Source organism: Nonomuraea glycinis, assembly GCF_035920485.1.
GTDB lineage: Bacteria > Actinomycetota > Actinomycetes > Streptosporangiales > Streptosporangiaceae > Nonomuraea > Nonomuraea glycinis.
Genome location: NZ_CP109166.1, coordinates 7,850,542 through 7,865,560 on the forward strand (window position 1 = coordinate 7,850,542; position 15,019 = coordinate 7,865,560).

Sequence of the window (15,019 nt, forward strand, 5' to 3'; positions counted from 1 at the left end):
CTCCGCAGGGCGCTGCTGGGCGTCACTGCAACTGGTCGAGCATCTCCGACATCGCGCTCTTGATCCGCAGAGCTTTCTTGATCTCGTCGGCTGTGACGTACGGGTACTCGCCGTACTCGATGAAGCTCGGGCAGTGGTGCTCACGAACGAATCTGATGAACGCCTCCGGGTTGGTCTTCCAGTCCTCGGGAAAGCCCTCGAGGTTCTCGAAGACCGTGCTCACTCCCGCCTGGCTGAACAGCGCGATGGCGTCTTCGGTGTACTTGTCGAAGTCGGTGTCGAAGATGCCCTGGTACATGAAGCGGGTGTCGTCGTCGAAGAGCACCCAGCGCAGGTAGTGCAGCTTCAAAGGGGCGAGCAGATCCGGGTCGCTCTCCAGCGCCTTGGCGAGCGTGTAGCCGTAGCCGCGGACGGCGTCGGCCCGGCCGGGTTTGACGTCCGCGATGATGGTGAACCCGTAACACGCCGGGGTGCGCGGATGGACGGGACCGTATTTTCCCTGCTCCAGGTGGTCGGTTTCCTTCGAGATGACGACCGCTTTCGGCGTGATCTCCATAACCGTTCCTCTCCGTCGTCCTGCGCGAGGGGGAGGATGAAGCGACCTAAATGTCGCATTTGTTCAATAAAGGGGCGTTGTGTTCGATTCGTACCCAACGGCGCCCGTTTGAACCGGGGCGAAGGTGTAGGTGCCGTGGACGCCCAGGTGGGAGTGGACCAACGGCGACAGCCGGGCCATGTTCTAGGCCTCATCCCCCGCTTCGGCGGCGTGGACGGTGATGACGACCTTCGCCCGCGCGTGTTCCACGCCGAGGTAGCGCAGCGCCTCGGCGGTCTGGCTCAGGGGGTAGGTCCTGTCGATGGCCGGGGTGATCTTCCCGGCTTCGATGAGGTCCTTCAGCTCGGCCAGGTGGTTGCCGCTCGCGCTGACCGGGCGCAGGCTCTGGCGGACGAACGGTGAGATCGCCAGGGCGCGGAGGATGCGGCGCATGGGCCCGAACCAGCGGCCGCCTTCGCCGGAGGAGAGCAGGAGGGTGCCGGTGGGGGTCAGGGTGCGCCGCAGGGCCGACAGCGGATGGTTGCCCACCAGGTCCAGGATGACGTCGTAGCGCCGCTCGCCCCGGGTGAAGTCGTCCTTGGTGTAGTCGATGACCTCGTCGGCGCCGAGCGAGCGGATCAGGCCGGTGTTCCTGGTGCTGCAGACGCCGGTCACGCGGGCGCCGGCGGCCTTGGCGATCTGCACGGCGAAGGTGCCCACGCCTCCCGAGGCGCCGTTGACCAGGACTTCGTGCCCGGGCCGTAACCGGCCGCGGAACGCCTGGAGCGCGGTGGTGGCGGCCACCGGCACCGCGGCGGCCTGCTCGAAGGTGAGGTTGGCCGGTTTCGTCTCCAGCAGCCGCTCCGGCACGCAGGTGTACTCGGCGAGGGTCCCGAAGGCGTTCTCGGCGTAGACCTCGTCGCCGGGGCGGAACCTGGTGACCTTCGCCCCCACCGCCTCCACCCGGCCGGCGACGTCCCTGCCGGGCACGGGGTGCTTGGGCCGGCGCAGCCCGAACACCAGGCGGAGCACGTACGGCGATCCGCTGGAGACGATCCAGTCGCCCCGGTTGAGCGAGACGGCGTGGACGCGTACGAGCACGTCGTCGTCTGTCATCACCGGCATCTCGATGTCCCGAAATTCCATGACATCGGGGGAGCCGTATCTGTCGTGCACGATGGCTTTCATCACAGTCCTTCGCTGGTGGTCGTGGTGGGCCGGCGGCGCAGCGCCCGCCGGAAGCCCTCGGCGGTGTCGGCCAGGCCCATGAGGGCCAGGGCGATCACGAGGACGTTGGAGATCACTGCCCGCGGCCAGCCCAGGGCCGCGAAGAACGCGTCGTTCAGCAGCAGGCCGCCGGTGGTGAGCCAGATCACCGGCACCAGGAACAGCACGGTGAGCACCGCGTTCGCCACGGCCTGCGGCATCCCCCAGCCCACGTAGTGGCCCAGAAGGTCGAAGCCGATGCGCGCGGCGGCGAAGAAGATGCCCAGGTAGAGCGCACCGGACTCCCACAGCGCGGGCGCGATCACCCCGATCGGCTCGCCGGCGGCGCCGGTGAGCGGTCCCACCGTCTGGGACAGCACGAGCAGGCAGGCGAGCAGGGCCGTGACCACGGCCCCGCCGATCAGCCCGGCGAGGTCGATCCGGTAGGTGGGCAGGGCGGAGACGTCCCACTTCGTCCGCACCTTCTCGCGCAGCGCCGGCGACCGCCCGACGACGGCGAACACGGCGGTCACCCAGAACGCGATGTGCATGGCCGCCACCAGGACGGCGACGACCGCGTCCCCCACGACCCGCCCGATCGGCGCGCCGTCGAGGAACCGCACGATGCCGGCGGCGACGAACAGCAGCGGCAGGACCGCCGACAGCAGCGCCTTGAGCACCCGGACGTAGTCGAGGTAGAGCTCCGGGCCGATGAGGTGCAGCGGCCGGTCGGTGTAGCGGGCGGCCAGGCGCGCGGGGTCGCCGAGCTCGGCGAGCACCTGCGCCTCGGCGCTCCCGGCGTCGGCGCCGTCCCGCAGCCGGTCGTCGATCGCGTCGGCGATCGAGGCGCGCAGCTCGCGCTCCAGGTCGGGGCGCTGCCTGCCGGGAACGCCGCGCAGCATCGCCAGGACATAGCGGTCGGTGAGGGTGGCCGTCATGACTCGTCCTTCAGGAGGGTGCGGAAGGCGGTGTTGAGCTCGGTCCAGTCGCCGGTGAGGGTGGCCGCGAGCTCGGCCCCGTCGGCGCTGGTGCGGTAGAACTTGCGCGGCCGCGACTCCTCGGTGTTCCACTCGCTGGTGAGCAGCCCCTGCTTCTCCAGGCGGCGCAGCAGCGGATAGAGGGTGTTGGCGTCGACCGCGAAGCCCTTGCTCTCCAGCGCCTCCAGCAGCGCGTAGCCGTAGTCGGGCCGCTCCAGGATCAGCAGGCAGGCCAGCACGACGGTCCCGCGCCGGAGCTCCTGGCGGTGCGTGGCGAGCGCGTCATCATCGATCACCCTCAGGACGATACTGTGCGGCACACACTATGGCAAGGTCGCACAGCATTGTGTGCTGTTAAGGTATGGCGGTGATCAGCCGTCATGCGCTCAACCGCGCCACCCTCGACCGCCAGCTGCTGCTGCGGCGCCACTCCATGCCGGCCCTCCAGGCCGTGGAGCACCTGGTCGGATTACAGGCGCAGGCGCCGTTCCCGCCCTACTTCGGGCTCTGGTCGCGCCTGGACGGCTTCCGCCCCGAGGAGCTGGCGCGGCTGCTGGAGCAGCGGGAGGTGGTCCGGATCGTACTCATGCGCGGCACCGTCCACCTGGTCAGCGCCGCCGACGGCCTGACCCTGCGGCCGCTCACCCAGCCGCTGCTCACCAAATACCTGCTGAACTCGCACGGCACGGTCATGACGTCGCTGGACCTGGACGCGGTCGTCGCGACGGGACGTCAGGTGCTGGCGGCGGGGCCGCTGACCGGCGCCCAGCTCGGCGTGCGGATGGCCGAGCACCACCCCGGCGCCGGCGCGACGGATCTGTCGCAGATCATGCGCACGCTGGTGCCGCTCGTGCAGGTGCCGCCCCGGGCCGTGTGGGGCAAGGCCGGACAGACCGCCTACGCCACCGTGGAGTCATGGCTCGGCCGCGAGCCGCACCCGGCCCCCAGTCTCGACGACCTCGTCCTCCGCTATCTGGCCGCGTTCGGTCCCGCCACCGTCGCCGACGCCCAGGCCTGGTCCGGGCTGACCAGGCTGCGCGAGGTGTTCGACCGGCTGCGGGCCCGGCTCGTGGTCCTGGAGGACGAGCACGGCCGCGAGCTGTTCGACCTGCCGGACGCGCCCAGGCCGGGGCCCGGCGCGCCGGCGCCCGTGCGCCTGCTGGCGCCGTTCGACAACCTGCTGCTCAGCCACGCCGACCGCAGCCGCGTCATCTCCGACGACCACCGCAAACGCGTCATCACCATCAACGGCCAAGTCCTCGGCACCGTCCTGGTCGACGGCTTCGTCCAGGGCGCGTGGCGGCGGGACAAGGCCGTGCTGACCGTGGACATGTTCGCGCCGGTGACGGCGGGGCAGGCGGAGGAGATCCGGGCCGAGGCCGCCGCGCTGCTGGCCTTCGCCGAACCCGGCAAGGCCCACGACATCAGGGGGATCTGAGTGGGGGAGTACGTGTACGCGACCGCCGCCGTGCACGTGCCCGCGCCGCCGGAGCAGGTGTTCGCGCTGGTCACCGACTGGCCCCGGCACCGGGAGTGGATGTTCATGACCACGGCCCGGCAGACGGGCGCCGACCGGGTCGAGGCCTACACCGGGATCTGGCCGGTCGGATTCCTCGACGTCATGACGATCACCGCGTGGGAGCCGCCGACGCTGGTGCGGATGCGGCACATCGGCCGGCTGGTGCGGGGCGAGGGCGTCATCCGCGTCCAGGCCCGCGAGGGGGGTAGCCGGGTGATCTGGGGCGAGCGGCTGCGACCGCCGTTCGGGCCGCTCGGGCGGGCGTTGTGGCCGCTGGCACGGCCGATCGCCGTCATGCTGGCCCGCCGCTCCCTGCGCAAACTGGGCCGGCTGCTGTCCGCGTGACGCTCAGACCAGGGACGTGCGTACGTGCTCCGCGACCTGACCGCTCAGCAGGGCGCGCACGGCCTCGGCGAGCACGGCGTCGGTGTGCGGCCCGGCGGGCTCGGCGGCGCGCCAGGCGATGAACCCGTCCGGGCGGATCAGCACGGCCCCGCCGCCGGTGACCCCGAACGCCGTCGCCCAGCGCCGCTCCGGGTCCCCGAGCAGCGGGCTCGCCGGAATCACCGGCCCGTCCGCCACCTGGTACGACGAGAGCCACGGCCCGATGAGGCGGGCGGCGGCCTCGGTCCACGCGGCGCCCTCGGGCCCGGCCAGCAGCACGGCCCCCTGCGCCCACAGGTCGACGGTGGACACCCGCCGCCCCCGCCGGCGCAGCCACACGTGCGGCGCACGGGCGCCGGGGTCGCCGGTCGGGTGGTGGGCATCCTCGAAGCCCGCGCCGTCGTAGCGGTAGCCGAACTTGACGCTCACCTCGTCGACGAGCTCGACCGCCGCGACCTCGGGCGGCAACTCGGCGCCGAACCAGTCCCTGCCCGTGGCCAGCGCCTGCTCGACGGTCAGGGTGGCGACGGGGCGGCGTTCGGTGTCATAGGTCTCCAGGAGGGACGGCTCGGCCCACCCGTTGAGCACATAGGCGAGCTTCCAGGCCAGGTTGGCGGCGTCCTGGATGCCGGTGTTGGCGCCGTAGGCCCCGGCCGGCGGCATGACGTGGGCCGCGTCACCGGCCAGGAAGACCCGGCCGTCGGCGAACCAGTCGGCCACGGCGGCCGTGCTCTGCCAGGGCAGCACCTCCAGCGGTTTGACCGCCAGGTCCGGTATGCCCGCGGCGGCACGGGCGAGCTCGACACAGCGCGCCGCGGTGAACTGGCCGACGCCGTCGGCGGGATCGTAGGGGACGTGCAGGGCCATCGTGTCGCCGGTGACACGGACCATGCCGGCGAAGCCCGGGTTGTTCACCTGGCAGATCGCGAAACTCTTGTCGCGCAGCGCGCTGCCGAGGTCGGCGCGGACCATGATGCCGGCGACGTGCTCCAGCACGCCGACGCCGCTCCTGCCGATGCCGAGCTTGCGGCGGATCTTGCTGTCGGTCCCGTCGGCGGCGATCAAGTAGTCGGCGTGCACCATGGTGCGGGCGCCGGTGGCCCGATCCGCCAGCACCGCCGTCACACCGTCCGGCCCGTCGTCGTACGCGCGCAACTCCGTGCCGAACCGCAGATCGGCGCCGAACGCCTCGGCATGCTCGCGCAGCACGGGCTCGAGCACGTCCTGGGAGAGCATGACGTCGTCGCAGGGGCTGACGGCCGACAGGTCCTGGCGGCTGCTCGGCCGCTCGAGCCAGCGGTGGTTGGGGCTGGTCAGGCTCTCGGCCCAGAGCAGCCCGGAGCCGGTGAGCCGCCAGGGCCCCGCCGCGCGCACGGCCTCCTCCACGCCCGCCGCCCGGAACAGCTCCATCGTGCGGGCGTTGTAGCCGGGGGTGCGCGGGTGAATGGAGGTGCCGGCGTGCCGCTCGGCGAGGATCACGCTGACCCCGTGCCGGCTCAGGAACAAGGCGGAGGATAAGCCGATCAGGCTGCCGCCGACGATAAGTACCTCGGTGTAATGGTGGGACATGTCGTCATCTCCTTGGATGTCTCTTCCTTGGATGTCTCTCAGTCGAACGAGGCCAGCAGCCGGTCCAGTTCGTCGCTCAGGTGCGCGCCGGCGCCGGCGGGCAGGGGAGGGCGCATCACCATGCCCATCACGATGTACATGATCATCGTCGCCACGGTGCGGGTGTCGAGATCGCCGCGGACCCGGCCTTCGCGCCGGCCCGCCTCCAGCCAGCCGGTGATCGTCTGGTGCCAGTCGGTGTGAGTCTCGGCGATCATGTCGTGGATCACCGGGTCCTCGTGCGAGGTCCAGACCATCTCGTGGAGCAGCCGGAAGTGCCCCGGCTCCGCCTCGGCCTGGCGTTGCAGGCCGGCGAGCATCGTCCGCAGCGCGGCCAGGCCGTCCTCCCAGTCGGCGTCGAGCCGCAGCGGGGCCAGCATCCGCTCGCGGATCGTGTGCTCCAGGACGGCCCGTACGAGGTCGTCCTTGGTCGGGAAGTAGTAGTGCAGGGTCGCGACGGTGATGCCGGCCTCCGCGGCGATGTCGCGGGTGCGCGCCCCTGCCAGGCCGGAGCGGACCATGGCGCGATATCCCGCGGCGACCAGGCGCTCCTGTCGCTCCAGTGATCGCGGTCCCGGCTTGGCACGCTTGACCGTCATGCAACCCTCCACTTTCTATCAGTTGATAGAAAGCTAGGGCCGGTCCACCAGAAAGTCAATCACTTGATAGAAAAAGGGGCCGGGGCGACGAACCGGGCGGTCGATGAGCCCGCGAAAACTCGATGTCCAGCGAGAATCAGCGTGTACGTGTCCCGGCGCTTGCCGGAGCGGCCATCCACGGGTCCGTTCCATCGAACGGCGGTATCAGAGGGAGGTGGAGGACGCCGCGTCGCCGGATCTCAGGGCCGCCTCGACGATGCGGAGCGCCTCGTTCGCGTCGAGGCCGACGCTCGCCACCACGGCCGCGAAGTCGGCGGCGGCCCGGCGCGCTCGTTCGCGGGCCTCCTCGCCGGCCGCCGACACGAACGACCCCGCCCGCCCCCGGGTCTCGATCAACCCCGCCTCCTCGAGCTCCCGGTAGGCCCGACCGACGGTGTTGACGGCCAGGCCGAGGTCGCCCGCGAGCCGGCGGATGGTCGGCAGCCGCGAGCCCACGGCCAGCGTACGGTCCTGGATCTGCCGGGCGAGCTGAGCCCGCAACTGCTCGAACGGCGGCACCGGTGAGCCCGCGTCGATGACGATCATCGGACGCCCAGCACGTGTCGCGCCAGGTCCGCGGCGCGCGGCGTCCTGGCCTGGACGGCGATGTAGGCGGCCAGGCCCAGCACCACGAAGCCGAGAGCGGCGACGTTCCACCAGCCGGGCGCGGACCCGAAGAGCAACACCACCGGCAGCGACCACAGCACGGTCGGCGCGGTGCTCTCGCGGGCGTCCTCGACGCGCATGATGACGTCGGCCGTCAGGGACACCTCGTCCTCGGCCACGACCGGCCGGGCCAGCAGCTCGCGCAGTTGCAGAGCCGCGCCGAGGCCGACCCCGGCCACGGCGACCAGCAGCACGACCGCCGTATGCCACACGGCGCCCTCGCCGACCACCAGTGCGCTCGCTCCCAGCGCGAACGCGCCGGTGAGCGTGCCGGCCGACATGACGGCGTACGGCCGGCCGAGCAGGGCCCGCCAGCCGGGCTGCACCGGATGGGCCGCCCGCCGTGCCAGTGCCGCCCCGGCCTGCCGGTCGACGCGCCGTATCCAGGCGTCGAGCAGCGTCTGGGCCAGCAACAGCGCGACGATCAGCACGCTCAGGAGCAGCACCTTCGTCGGCCCTTCCGGCTGGAACCCGCCGAACGCGGGCGTGGCCGTCCGGTCGGAGACCTGGACCAGCGCGGCGCCGATGATCAGCAGGGCCGACAGGACGCTGCCGAGGATCCGCGCCCGCCGGCGCACCGCCAGCCGCGCCGTCAGCAACGGCGTCGGTGGACCCTCTCCTAGGCCGTGCCGCAGCAGCCAGCTTTCCGCGTTTCGAACGTCCGCCGGCCGCGACCCGCCGCTCAGCGGGGAATCGTCCGTCATACTCTCCTCCTTTGTCGCAAGCTTTGTATCAATACAATGCGTCATAGCTTGCGACAAAGTCAACCTGAGGGCCTCCGATCACCGGGTCCGCCGTACGTCTACCGTGGAATCGATGCGCACCGACCACGTCCATCCGCCGCAGGGCAGGCCGTACGGCGCGCCCGACGCGCAAGGGATCCTCGTCTTCGTCCTGCTGGGCGTCGCCGCCGCCTGGGACACCGCGGCCGGCCTCAGCCGTCCCGCCTGGCTCGCCTGGCCGGCGCTGGCCGCCGCCACCGCCCTGTACGCGGCCGCGGTCCTGCCGGCGTTGCGCCGCGGCCCGGCCCCCACCCCGGCCGGGCTCGCCGCACTCACCGCGCTCACCGCCGTGGTGACCGCCGCCGCGGCTCACTTCGGCGGCGGCTGGCTGTACCTGTTCCCCATGGCCGGCATCGCGTGCGGGGCCGTGCTGTACGGCAGGCGCGTACGGATCGCGCTGCTGGCCCTGACCGGGGTGACGGCGCTGGTGGTGTGGCGGGGCGGCGGGGGACTGGAGTCGATCATGGCCTTCTCCTGGGGGACGTTCAGCGCCGGGATCGTCGTCGCGTTCCTCCGGCACCAGCACACCCTCATCACTGAACTGCACGACACCCGGCAGCAGCTGGCCGAGGCCGCCGTGACGCGCGAGCGGCTGCGCTTCGCCCGCGACCTGCACGACCTGCTCGGCCACACGCTGTCGGTGATCGTGGTGAAGGCCGAGGCGGCGCGCCGCCTGGCCCTGCGCGACCCCGAGCAGGCCCGGCGGCAGGCGGGCGACATCGAGAAGGTCGGAAGGCAGGCCCTGGCCGAGATCCGCGAGGCGGTCACCGGCTACCGCGAGGCCGGCCTGTCCGCCGAGCTGGAGCGGGCCGCCGACGCGCTGCGGGCGGCGGGCGTCGAGCCGGTGGTGCGCAGGACCGGCCCCGAGCCGGACGGGCGGGCGCAGACCCTGCTCGGCTGGGTGGTGCGCGAGGGCGTCACCAACATCATCCGGCACAGCGGCGCCACCCGGGCGGAGATCCACCTGGCAGGCACCTCCCTCACCATCCGCAACAACGACCCCACCCCCGCCCCACCTCCCGCCACCACGATCGGCCCCGCCCCTGACCCCGCCGACGATGCGGTCACCGCCAGCGGTGCCTCCGCCAGCGGTGCCTCCGACGGCGGTGGCAGTGGACTGCGGGGCCTGGCCGAGCGGCTGGTCCAAGCAGGCGGCCGGGTCGAAGCGGGTCCGCTGCCACAGGGCGGCTGGCAGCTGACGGCCACCCTGCCCCCGGACTGACCTGGCAAGAAGCGGCAAAGAGGACAGCCGGGGCCCGAAGAGGAGGAGGCCGAAACCGTGTGGGTGAGATGGGCGCGCTGATCCTCGCCCGGTCGAGCCGCTGCCGCCATGGGACCGAGTCCGGAGCCCGAACCGGCGGCGCCCTCATCTTGACGGTGGCGAAAGTGCGTTGACCTGCTCCGCGCAGTGGGAGATCATCGCTGCTCATGCTTCACAGTGAGATATGGGATGACCAGGCCGCTCAGAGCTATGACACTCCTGGGGCCGGCATGTTCGCACCGGCGGTGCTGGGACCGACGGTGGACCGTCTCGTGGAACTCGCCGAGGGCGGGCCGGCACTGGAGTTCGCGATCGGGACCGGGCGGGTGGCCCTGCCTCTCGCGGAGCGCGGAGTCCCGGTCAGTGGCATCGAGCTGTCGCAGCCGATGATCGATCAGCTCCGCACCAAGGCAGACGAGGCGGCCATCCCGGTCGTCGCCGGCGACATGGCCACGGCACGCGTTCCGGGCGAGTTCCGGCTCGTCTATCTCGTCTACAACACCCTCTCCAATCTGCTCACGCAGGCCGAGCAGGTTGCCTGTTTCCGTAACGCCGCACGCCATCTCGCGCCGGGCGGGCGGTTCGTCGTCGAACTGTGGGTCCCCGAACTTCGCAAGCTGCCGCCGGGTCAGCAGGCCGTGGTCTGGGAGTCGGCGACGGGCTACATCGGGCTCGACACCTACGATGTCCTGCGCCAGCAGGTCGTCTCGCACCACTTCCGGTTCGACCCCGAGGCCGGCCGCGAGGCCCGGTTGTTCCGCAGCCCGCACCGGTACATCTGGCCGGCTGAACTTGACCTGATGGCCGAACTGGCCGGAATGACCCTGGAATCCCGGCACGCCGGCTGGACGGGAGAGGAGTTCACCGCGGAGTCACGCTCTCATGTCTCGGTCTACAGGACGCCCGGCCCGCTCTGACCGGCGGCCTGGTGTCTGTCTCCATACACGTCCGGGGATCTGTCTAGGCGTAGCGGGTGATGAGCCGGGCGATGGCGTCGGGCCGCTCGGCGAGCATGCCGTGGCTGGCGTCGAGTTCGTGGATCTCGATGTTCGGGCGGGTGGCGGCCAGGGCGGTCAGGTCGCGGCGGAGGCCGGCGCGGAAGGCGTCCATGAGGGCGGACAGTTCGGGCGGCACGGGCAGGTTGCGGGTGGCCGTCACGATCAGGAACGGGGCGGTGACCTCGCCGAAGACCGGCAGCGCGTCGGCGAACTCCGGCAGTTCGCGCAGCGCGCGGGTGACCTCGGGGCCGGGCCGCAGCCAGGTGTGGCCGTCGCGTTCGGTCAGCCCGCGCCTGGCCGCCTCCTCCCACGCGTCGGCGTCCAGGCCCTGCGCGGCGGCGAAGGCGCGCTGTCCGTGCAGGTAGGCGGCGGCCTGCTCGCCGGTCATCGGCTGGGCCATCATGTCGGCCTGGGCGGTGAAGGCCGCGTTCAGTGCCGCCAGGTCGCGTTCGAGGCGTTCGGGGGCCAGGCCGTCGTAGTGGGCGGGGTGGGTGGCGGCGGCGCGGTGGCCGTCCAGGCTGATGGCGGCCGGGCAGGAGGGGTGGCGGCGGGCCCACATGCCGGCGAGCATCCCGCCCAGTGAGTGGCCGGCGACGACCGGATCGGCCGTCGCCAGCCCGGCCACCACCGCGTCGAGGTCGTCGAGGACGGCCTTCCAGGTCCACGGGCCGTCGCCGGAGCGGCCGTGACCGCGCAGGTCCACGGCCACCACCCGGAAGGCGCCGGTGAGCAGCGGGGCGAGCCGCTCCCAGTGGAGCAGGTTGCCGCCCGCGCCGTGCAGCAGGAGTAAGGGCCGGCCGGCGCCGCCGTGGTCGCGGATCGCGATCGGCACCGCCGCCGCGCCGGTGATCATCTGGTCACTGCTCATGGGCCTGTCCTAGGTCTCGGGTGTCGAGCCGCTCCCGGATCGACGGCGTGGTGACGCCGCCGTCCGGGTGCGCGTGCAGCTTGCCGCGTCGTACGAGGTCGTGGACGCCCTGCCGGGTGATGCCGAGCATCGCCCCGGCGACGGCGTACGAGACGCGCTCGGCCGAGGGGTGGCCGACGCGCCGGGCGATGGCCCGGCCGAGGGGGGTGCGCCACCAGTCGGCGGGCGGGTCGAAGGCGGTGTCGCCGGGGTAGAGGACCGCGACCAGGCGCGCACCCCGGTGGGTGGCGCGGGCCCGGTCGTCGCCCAGGAGCTCGTCGGCCCAGGTGCCGGCGTCCTGCCGCACCCGGTGGCGCATCGCCTCGATGGCGGGGTCGTCGCCCAGGAGGATGTCGAGCGGGTCCAGCAGCCTGCTGGTCACCAGCCGGATCAGGTCCTGGACGAGCTCCTCTCGCTCCTGCTGTGACACGGTGCCTCCTCCGTCTCGCCCGACCACTGCTTGACGTACGATAGCAAGTACTTGACGTGTTACGTCAAGTGGCTAGTGCCAGTCGTCGACGCCGCCGGGCACGGGTGCGGCCGGGTCGTAGGGGTCGCGGGTGAAGATGAACGTGTTGAGGTCGAGATGGTCGGCCGCCACCCGCAGCGTCTCACCGGCGTAATAGCCGTCCAGGCCGAGCCAGGTGCCGTCGTCCTGCGGCACGAACCTGGAGGCGCGCCCGGCGCCGCGCACCGGTTCGAGCGACAGGCCGCCGCCGGGCAGCAGCCGCAGCAGGTAGGGGGCGGGCCCCCAGTGCCACAGGCCGGTCAGCGCCAGCAGGGCGGGGTCGGCGCCGGCGGGGGTCCACTCCTGGGGCAGGCGCGGCTCGTGCTCGTCGAGGATGTCGAGCAGGTCGGTGAGCAGCCCGGGTCGCAGGCCGGAAGTGGTGTTGGCCAGGAACAGCACGCCGACGCCGTCGGCGGGGTCGGCCCACACGGTGGCCAGGAAGCCGGGCATGGAGCCGGTGTGGCCGGCCAGGCGGCGCCCGGCGTGCCGGGTGAGCTGCAGGCCGAGCCCGTAGCCGGAGGTCCAGGCGTCGCCGTCGGCGACGGTGGCCGGCTCGCGCATCTCGGCGAGGGTGCCGGGCGACAGCACGCCGCCGGTGTCCCCGGCGACGAACGCCGCCCAGCGGGCCAGGTCGGTGGTGGTGGACCACAGCTGCCCGGCCGGGGCCATGGCGCCGGCGTCGTGCTCGGGCTCGGGCAGCAGCACGTCGGCGTAGGGGTGGACGGCGTAGCCGGTGGCATGCGGCGGCCGCGGCCTGGTGGTGGTGCCGGTCATGCCGAGCGGGCCGAGCACCTCGGCTTGCGCCACCTGCGCCCACGGCGTGCCGCGCAGGCGGGCGACCAGTTCGCCGAGCAGGGAGAAGCCGAGGTTGGAGTAGTGGTAGCGGCGGCCCGGCCGGTGCTTGACCTCGCCGGGGCCGACGCGGGACAGCAGGTCGGCCATCTCGATGCCGGGGGTGCGCTCCCACCAGCCGGTGGGCGGCTCGGCCGTCAGGCCGCCGGTGTGCGAGAGCAACTGGGCGATCGTGACCTCGCCGAACCGGGTGTCGGGCAGGTGCTTGCCGATCGGCTCCAGCAGGTCGATCAGGCCCTCGTCCCGCAGCCGCATGACGGTGACGGCCACGACGCTCTTGGTGATCGAACCGATCCGGTATTGGGTGCCGGGCTCCGGCGGACGCCCGTCCACCTGGCCGCGGCCTGCCTGCCACGCGATCTCGCCGTCGCGCACGATCGCGGCCCGCACCGAGGGGATGCGGCATTCGGCCTGCTCGACGGCGAGCCTGCGCAGCAGCGCCCGCGCCGTCTGATGTCCTACCTGACTCATGGACGTCAACCCTAATGCCCGGCCGGGCCCCCGGCCTGGTCGTTTCAGACGGGCCGGGCCGCGTCGAAGGCGTCCAGGATGAGCCGGGTGGCGTCCAGGTGCCGGTTGGTCGCGCCGAGCGTGGACACCTCGATCGGGCCCGGCCAGGTGTGGCCGCCGCCGCTGATCGTGTACAGGTGTACGCGGGCGCCGCGGGCGCAGCCTGTCCAGGTGCGCAGCCGTACCCCGGGGGCGGGAGCGGTGGTGGCGGCGGAGGGACAGCCGAGCGCGTCCGCCCAGCCGCGCGTCACCTGCTCCACCGGCTGGAGCGTCACCAGGTCGGCGAGTTTGCGCAGGTCGCCGGGGGCGTCACGCAGCGGGTGGCCGCCCCGGTAGGGGACGACGCGGTCGGCGGTGCCGTGGAAGGCGACCAGCGTGGCAGGCTCCGGGTCCCGGCACGGCCGGACGATGTTGACGCCGCCGACGGCCGCCACCCCGGCCAGCCTGCCGTCCAGGCCGCACACCAGCGCCGTGGCCATGGCGCCGCCGTAGGACAGGCCGGCGGCGAACTCGCGCCGCCGGTCCACGCACAGCCGCTGCTCCAGCCGGTCCAGCAGCGCGCCCAGGAAACCGGTGTCGTCGGGGCCGAAGCCGTGCGGCAGCGTCCAGGCGAGCCGGTCCTTCGCCACCTGCGGGGTGGCGACGATGTAGCCGCGCCGGCCGCCCACCCGGGGCAGGCGGCTGTAGGCGGCCTGCTCGCGGGCGGTGGAGCCGAGCCCGTGCAGGTTGAGCAGCACCGGATGCGGGCCGTCGCCCTCGGGCAGCGTCAGCAGGAAGACGCGGTCCTCGCCGGCGAACGTCAGCTTGTGCCTGCCGGCCGTGAGCCGCGCACCGCCCGCGCACCCGTCCTGCGTCGCCGCCGAAGACGCCGCCGCCGAAGACGTCTTCGGCGGCGACGAGGGCCGCTCGGGCGCCTGCCCGCAGCCGGCCATAGCCGGCAGCAGCGCCGCCAAGGCGAGCCCGAACACGCGTACGGCCCTCCCCGGCCACCGCTTCCCGGCGGCGTGAGGAGGGCCGGCACCGATGCGCGTCGTGGTCATCTGGCTCCTTCGCCGGGTCGGTCGACGGCCAGATGCGACGCTACACGTGGATCACTGGGTGGCGCCGCGCGCGCCCTGCCGGGTGAGGCCGCGCATCTCGCCGCCGTGGACGAGCAGGGCGTAGATGACGAGGATGTCGACGGCGATGACGATCAGCGACCAGAACGGGTAGGCGGGGAACCAGGCGAAGTTGACGATCGCCTGGATCGCCGCCAGGAAGATCCCGACCGCGCGTCCCCACGTCTTGCCCGCCATGACGGCCAGCCCGGCGAGGGCGACGATCACCCCGAGGATCAGGTGGACCACGCCCCAGGTGGTGTAGTTGACGGGGATCGCCAGGTTGTTCGCGGTGATGACGTAGAAGTCGGTGTTGAAGATGCCGACCAGCCCCATCACCGCCTGGAAGCATCCCACGATCACCATCGTGAAGCCGGCGAACAGCACCCAGCCGAGCCACCCGGTCAGCCGGGGCGGCTCCTCCTGCTGCGACCGCGTGGGTCCTTCCCGTTGCTGGGGTACGGCCGTCGTCGCCTGTTCCTGGGACGTCTGGCGGGCCTGTGGATGATGCTGCTGTGCCATGTTCGGCTCCTTCCGCCCTTCCGCGCCTGCGGCCCGGCACGTCAGGAGC

The 15,019-nt window shown here is 72.4% G+C and carries 17 protein-coding genes; 4 read left to right on the top strand and 13 right to left on the bottom strand.

What is annotated here, in order from left to right; all coding sequences use genetic code 11:
- Positions 1 to 22 precede the first annotated feature (22 nt).
- From OHA68_RS36985 to OHA68_RS37000, 4 genes are all read right to left on the bottom strand, one after another.
- Positions 23 to 556, bottom strand: coding sequence for a hypothetical protein (locus OHA68_RS36985; RefSeq protein WP_327104397.1), 534 nt, complete (start codon positions 554 to 556; stop codon positions 23 to 25).
- A gap of 183 nt (positions 557 to 739) precedes the next feature.
- On the bottom strand, positions 740 to 1,723 hold the full coding sequence (locus OHA68_RS36990; protein ID WP_327104398.1) for an NAD(P)-dependent alcohol dehydrogenase: 984 nt from the start codon (positions 1,721 to 1,723) through the stop codon (positions 740 to 742).
- Complete coding sequence (locus OHA68_RS36995; protein WP_327104399.1) at positions 1,723 to 2,679, bottom strand: permease prefix domain 1-containing protein; 957 nt, start codon at positions 2,677 to 2,679, stop codon at positions 1,723 to 1,725. Before OHA68_RS36995 ends, OHA68_RS36990 begins: the two co-directional genes overlap by 1 nt.
- Positions 2,676 to 3,014: a PadR family transcriptional regulator gene (locus OHA68_RS37000; protein ID WP_225277282.1), complete on the bottom strand. Its 339-nt coding sequence runs from the start codon at positions 3,012 to 3,014 to the stop codon at positions 2,676 to 2,678. The genes OHA68_RS36995 and OHA68_RS37000 overlap by 4 nt, the downstream gene beginning before the upstream one ends.
- Before the next feature lie 65 nt (positions 3,015 to 3,079).
- Here OHA68_RS37000 and OHA68_RS37005 point away from each other — a divergent pair, with 65 nt between their 5' ends.
- Together OHA68_RS37005 and OHA68_RS37010 are read left to right on the top strand one after the other, a co-directional pair.
- Complete coding sequence (locus OHA68_RS37005; RefSeq protein ID WP_327104400.1) at positions 3,080 to 4,156, top strand: winged helix DNA-binding domain-containing protein; 1,077 nt, start codon at positions 3,080 to 3,082, stop codon at positions 4,154 to 4,156.
- Positions 4,157 to 4,582 carry an SRPBCC family protein gene (locus tag OHA68_RS37010; RefSeq protein ID WP_327104401.1) on the top strand — a complete coding sequence of 142 codons (426 nt, stop codon included), beginning with the start codon at positions 4,157 to 4,159 and terminating at the stop codon, positions 4,580 to 4,582.
- A gap of 3 nt (positions 4,583 to 4,585) precedes the next feature.
- Here the strand turns inward: OHA68_RS37010 and OHA68_RS37015 are convergent, their stop codons facing one another.
- The 4 genes from OHA68_RS37015 to OHA68_RS37030 all read right to left on the bottom strand — a co-directional run bounded on the left by OHA68_RS37015 (position 4,586) and on the right by OHA68_RS37030 (position 8,237).
- Positions 4,586 to 6,190: an FAD-dependent monooxygenase gene (locus tag OHA68_RS37015; RefSeq protein WP_327104402.1), complete on the bottom strand. Its 1,605-nt coding sequence runs from the start codon at positions 6,188 to 6,190 to the stop codon at positions 4,586 to 4,588.
- A 38-nt stretch (positions 6,191 to 6,228) separates the two neighbouring features.
- A complete protein-coding gene (locus OHA68_RS37020; protein ID WP_327104403.1) occupies positions 6,229 to 6,828 on the bottom strand; it encodes a TetR/AcrR family transcriptional regulator in 600 nt (199 codons plus the stop codon).
- 204 nt (positions 6,829 to 7,032) lie between these two features.
- Positions 7,033 to 7,413, bottom strand: coding sequence for a GntR family transcriptional regulator (locus tag OHA68_RS37025; protein ID WP_327104404.1), 381 nt, complete (start codon positions 7,411 to 7,413; stop codon positions 7,033 to 7,035).
- Positions 7,410 to 8,237, bottom strand: a complete 828-nt coding sequence (locus OHA68_RS37030; RefSeq protein ID WP_327104405.1) for a hypothetical protein — start codon at positions 8,235 to 8,237, stop codon at positions 7,410 to 7,412. Before OHA68_RS37030 ends, OHA68_RS37025 begins: the two co-directional genes overlap by 4 nt.
- Before the next feature lie 112 nt (positions 8,238 to 8,349).
- Here OHA68_RS37030 and OHA68_RS37035 point away from each other — a divergent pair, with 112 nt between their 5' ends.
- Positions 8,350 to 9,537 (top strand): sensor histidine kinase, encoded by a 1,188-nt coding sequence (locus OHA68_RS37035; protein WP_327104406.1) that lies wholly within the window; start codon positions 8,350 to 8,352, stop codon positions 9,535 to 9,537.
- Between the two features lie 269 nt (positions 9,538 to 9,806).
- Positions 9,807 to 10,493 (top strand): class I SAM-dependent methyltransferase, encoded by a 687-nt coding sequence (locus OHA68_RS37040; protein WP_327104407.1) that lies wholly within the window; start codon positions 9,807 to 9,809, stop codon positions 10,491 to 10,493.
- A gap of 43 nt (positions 10,494 to 10,536) precedes the next feature.
- Here the strand turns inward: OHA68_RS37040 and OHA68_RS37045 are convergent, their stop codons facing one another.
- From OHA68_RS37045 to OHA68_RS37065, 5 genes are all read right to left on the bottom strand, one after another.
- A complete protein-coding gene (locus OHA68_RS37045) occupies positions 10,537 to 11,442 on the bottom strand; it encodes an alpha/beta fold hydrolase (RefSeq protein WP_327104408.1) in 906 nt (301 codons plus the stop codon).
- On the bottom strand, positions 11,432 to 11,911 hold the full coding sequence (locus OHA68_RS37050; RefSeq protein WP_327104409.1) for a hypothetical protein: 480 nt from the start codon (positions 11,909 to 11,911) through the stop codon (positions 11,432 to 11,434). Before OHA68_RS37050 ends, OHA68_RS37045 begins: the two co-directional genes overlap by 11 nt.
- Before the next feature lie 72 nt (positions 11,912 to 11,983).
- Positions 11,984 to 13,312 carry a serine hydrolase domain-containing protein gene (locus OHA68_RS37055; protein WP_327104410.1) on the bottom strand — a complete coding sequence of 443 codons (1,329 nt, stop codon included), beginning with the start codon at positions 13,310 to 13,312 and terminating at the stop codon, positions 11,984 to 11,986.
- A 44-nt stretch (positions 13,313 to 13,356) separates the two neighbouring features.
- Positions 13,357 to 14,391, bottom strand: coding sequence for an alpha/beta hydrolase family esterase (locus OHA68_RS37060; protein WP_327104411.1), 1,035 nt, complete (start codon positions 14,389 to 14,391; stop codon positions 13,357 to 13,359).
- A 51-nt stretch (positions 14,392 to 14,442) separates the two neighbouring features.
- Positions 14,443 to 14,970: a DUF7144 family membrane protein gene (locus tag OHA68_RS37065; protein WP_189140692.1), complete on the bottom strand. Its 528-nt coding sequence runs from the start codon at positions 14,968 to 14,970 to the stop codon at positions 14,443 to 14,445.
- Positions 14,971 to 15,019: the final 49 nt, after the last annotated feature.